General features: G+C 63.0%; 2 protein-coding genes and 2 pseudogenes. All 4 read right to left on the bottom strand.

Features of this window, described 5'->3' with window-relative positions:
* Nucleotides 1–440 (bottom strand): annotated as a pseudogene (locus tag EN984_RS25660) (hypothetical protein); the annotation flags it as partial.
* Nucleotides 437–2,560 carry an SMP-30/gluconolactonase/LRE family protein gene (locus tag EN984_RS25655; RefSeq protein WP_127271488.1) on the bottom strand — a complete coding sequence of 708 codons (2,124 nt, stop codon included), beginning with the start codon at nucleotides 2,558–2,560 and terminating at the stop codon, nucleotides 437–439. The pseudogene EN984_RS25660 and the gene EN984_RS25655, both read right to left, overlap by 4 nt.
* A gap of 82 nt (nucleotides 2,561–2,642) precedes the next feature.
* The gene (locus EN984_RS25650) at nucleotides 2,643–3,668 is read right to left on the bottom strand and encodes a sugar ABC transporter substrate-binding protein (protein ID WP_127271251.1); all 1,026 of its coding nucleotides are present in this window, start codon (nucleotides 3,666–3,668) and stop codon (nucleotides 2,643–2,645) included.
* A gap of 65 nt (nucleotides 3,669–3,733) precedes the next feature.
* A pseudogene (locus EN984_RS39005) lies at nucleotides 3,734–3,877 on the bottom strand (ABC transporter permease); the annotation flags it as partial.

The following is a 3,877-nucleotide window of genomic DNA, read 5'->3' as shown; positions in this document are numbered from 1 at the left end:
TTCTTCATCAGATCGGCGGCCCATTGCGACGGCGCGTGCTCGGCCGAGCCATTGGCCAGCCACAACGTGCCGTCATCCGCATAGGCAAGTGCGGTGATGCAGCTGAGGTCAGCCGGCAGCGAAACGTCGCTGCCGCCAATCAGCAGCTTTCCGCTTTCCAGCCCGACCGTCAGTTCACCGGATGGCGACAGCGCCAGCGCGGTGACGGCAGACGGAAAAGTCTCGACCACGACAGGTTCCGCTCCAGCCGCAATCGAATGGATGGCGTTGCCGCTGGAGGCCAGCAGCCTGTCACCGGCGACGAGCAGATTGTCTGGTTCCGTCATCTCGGCGAAAGCCGGCGCATCATCCAGCCGCGTATTGGGGCGAAAAGCGCCGTCGAGCGGCGGGATGGTGACCGCCTTGCCGCGAAACAGGCCAAGCACCGGATCGAGGATCATGGCTTTGCTCCCCAATAGGAAGCGGGACTGGTCCAGTTCGGGTCGGCGCCTGCGATCTTGTAGCGGCCGATGCGGTTGTTGAGGATGCCGCCGACGAACAGATATCCCTTGTGCTCGCGCATCGAGGTGACCATCGGGTGCGCGCCACCGGTGAGGTCGCCCATCGCCTCGACAATGCCGCCCTTCTCGTTGAACTTGACCACGCCGCCGGTGTTGATGTTGGGGAACAGCCATTCATCCTGCGGCAGGCGGCGCGTCATGCGCTTGCGCATGTCGGGATGGCGCAGCGACAGGTCGAAGCTCGGCGTGCGCATGCCGAGCCACGCCATCCAGTAATTGCCATCGGAGGCGCGGTTGATGTTGTCGGGATAGCCCGGCATGTCGCGGATGACGCATTCGGCGGTGCCGGCCTTCGGCCCTTCCAGCCAGTAGCGATGCACGCGGCAGGCCCAGCTTTCGGCGAAGAACAGCGACTTGCCGTCATGCGCCATGCACACACCGTTGGTGTAGCGGTAACCGTCGAGCAGCGTCTTTGTCGAACCATCCTTCGGATCGTAGACCAGCAGCCGGCCGGTGGCGCGGTTCTCGATCGAATCCAGCGCCCAGTCATGTGCGTCGTAACGCTTGGTCGAGTCGGTGAAATAGATGCGCCCGTCGGGTGCGATGTCGCAGTCATTGGGGTCACGCAAACGCGCATCGTCGACGATCGAGGTCCACGAACGCGATGTCTCCGCCGACAGGCGTTTGACCTCCCGATCCGGCGAGACCGAATAGAGCCCCATGGCGCCGACGCAGCTGATCAGATTGCCCGATTTGTCGAAGGCGAGACCGAGCGGGAAGCCGCCTATATGGGCAAACACTTCCGATTTGACATAGTCTGGCGCGAAGAAACGGACGATCTCGCCATGACGCGTGCCGCAATAGAGATTGTCGTCGCGGTCGAGGATGACGTCTTCTGGCCCCTCCAGCTCGCCAAGCCCGATATGGTCGGCGGCGGACAACCGGTTGTCGAGCTCGTAGGGTGTGCCCGAACCAGGTGCGGCCGACTGTGTCTCGCCCATCTTGAGATAGACCGGCGCGACATAAACCTCGTTCAGCACCTTGTGGCGGTTCTTCAGCCAGCGGATGTCGATGGTCACCGCGACCGCCAGCATGATGCCCAGCACCATCTGGTTGGTGCCGGTGCCATAGCCCAGCCGGATCAGCCCGTTGGTCATGGTCAGCACAATGATGGCGCCCATCAGCCCCTTGATCACCGAGCCGCGGCCGCCGCCAAGGCTGACGCCGCCGACCACCGCCGCCGTCAGCGCCATGATCTCGAGGTTGAGGCCCGTGCCCGGCCCTGCCCCGCTCAGCCGGCAAGCGATGAGGAAGCCGCCGATCGAGGCGCAGAAGCCGGAGAAGACATAGGTCATGAACACCGTGCGGCGCACGCGGATGCCGGCATTGTGGGCCGAGCGCCTGGAGCCGCCGACCGCCAGCACGTGCCAGCCCGGCCGTGAACGGGTCAGCGCGATATGGGTGACGATGGCCAGGATGATCGCCAGCCACACCGAGACCGACAGCCCCCAGAAGGTGCCGTCGCCGATGAAATCCAGCACGTCCGAGGTGGCGCCGGAAAGTTGCACATCGGCGGCATAAGTGGTGACCAGGATGTCGAACAGCGCGCGGCCGAAGATGAAGGTGACCAGCGTGGTGAGAAAGGCGCGCAGCCTGAAATAGCCGACCAGATAGCCGTTGATCGCACCGAACAGCAATCCTGTGGCGATCGATGCGGCAAGCGCCAGCCACACGGACTGATCGAGGATGAAGAAGACATAGACCGCGGAAAAACAGGAGAGCGCGAAGATCGAACCGACCGACAGGTCGATGCCGCCGCCCAGCATGACCACCGTCATGCCGGTGACGATCAGCGAGAATTCGCCGAGCTGACGGGTCGAATCCTGCAGCGCCGTCAGCTTGAAGAAGCCCGGGATGAGCGAGCCGAAGGTTGCCAGCGTCGCCACCAGCGCCAGGAACGGAATGGCGTTGTCGGTCCAGCGCTTGGTCAGGATCTCACCGACGACATGGTCGGGCACGAGATTGTAGCGCCAGGACTGGAGGCGTTCGCGAAAGGACATCAGGTCACTGCTGCAAGAGAAAAGACAAAGAGGTGGCCAGGCAATCCGACCACCTCATCGATATGGATTGAAGAGGCTTGGCTTACTTCGCCGCCGCTTCTGCCTGCAGTGCCTTCAGGTCCCAGCAGCTATCGGGCTTCAGGTCAGCCTTGGTCGTCGCCTTCTCCAGCGTGTAGATGTAGGTGTGCGAGGTGCCGGCCGGCTGGCCGCTCTGCAGCAGGAACTTGATGATGGCGTTCATGTCGCCCGACTGACGGGCAAGATCGGTCATCACCACAGCGCCATAGGTGCCGTCCTGCAGCTTGTCGCAATCGGCCGCCTTCTCGCCACCGCCCGTGGTGACCAGGAACACCTTGCCGTCGAGCTTGGCGTCGCGGATCGCGGCAGCCGCGCCGGTGGCATCGCCGTCCCAGAAATCGATGATGGCGCAGATGTCGGGATTCTGCTGCAGCATCGTCGTCGTCACGTTGCGCGAGGTGGTCGCGTCCCAGTTGGAATCCGGCTTGGCCACCACCTTGAAGTCGGGGTTCTTGTCCAGCACCTTCATGATGCCGGCATATTGGTAGAGGCTCGACGAATTGGCCTGGTCGCCTTGCACCAAACCGAGCTTCTTGGAGGAGTTCGGTCCGCAGCCCTTGATCGCCGCTTCGGCCTCGAGCTGGCCGAGCCGGTCCCAGTCGCTGCCGACAAAGGCGTCGGCGGGGAAATTGGCCGGATTGTCGACCAAAATCACATAGGTGCCGGCGGCTTGCGCCTTCTTCATCAGCTTGGCATAGGAATTGAGGTCCGGCGAATGGATGATCAGCACATCCGGCCTGGTGTCCGACGAGATCGCGTCGGTGATCGCTTGCGCGCCGGCGTCGACGACCCAGTTCGGATCGCGTGTCTCGAAGGTGCCGCCCCAGGCTTCGACTTCCTTCTTCAGGAAATGCGTCCAGCCCTGTGCCAGGTCGAAACCCATCGCCATCGGCACCAGCATGACGCGCTTGCCCTTGAGCGCCTGTGCGTAAGCCGCCGGGCCAGGATCGTCGGCGGCAAAGGTTGGCGCCACGAAGGCGGTAACGGCAAGCGCCGTGGCCGCTGCCATGAGTGTTCTGATCAGTTTCATGTCACATCCTCTGGTTTGGTTTTGTTATCAGCGGCCGGCCCCAACCGTCCGCCGCAGTTCAGGTACTAAATGTCACCCTGCTGGGCGGTCTGTTCGTCACGTGGGTTGATGATGCCGTCGACGATGATGGCGCCGAGCAGGATCGCGGCCTTGATCAGGTTCTGGTAGAGCAGCGGGATGTCGATGATGGTCATGGCGTTGAGCAGGAT

Source organism: Mesorhizobium sp. M7A.F.Ca.CA.004.12.1.1 (genome assembly GCF_003997835.1).
GTDB lineage: Bacteria > Pseudomonadota > Alphaproteobacteria > Rhizobiales > Rhizobiaceae > Mesorhizobium.
The sequence above is the reverse complement of the archived record's forward strand: the minus strand, read 5'-3'. Positions and strand labels throughout refer to the sequence as shown.

Coding starts and splice junctions, on each gene's coding strand:
- EN984_RS25655 (WP_127271488.1), bottom strand. CDS start 2,560: ATGTCCTTTCGCGAACGCCTCCAGTCCTGGCGCTACAATCTCGTGCCC.
- EN984_RS25650 (WP_127271251.1), bottom strand. CDS start 3,668: ATGAAACTGATCAGAACACTCATGGCAGCGGCCACGGCGCTTGCCGTT.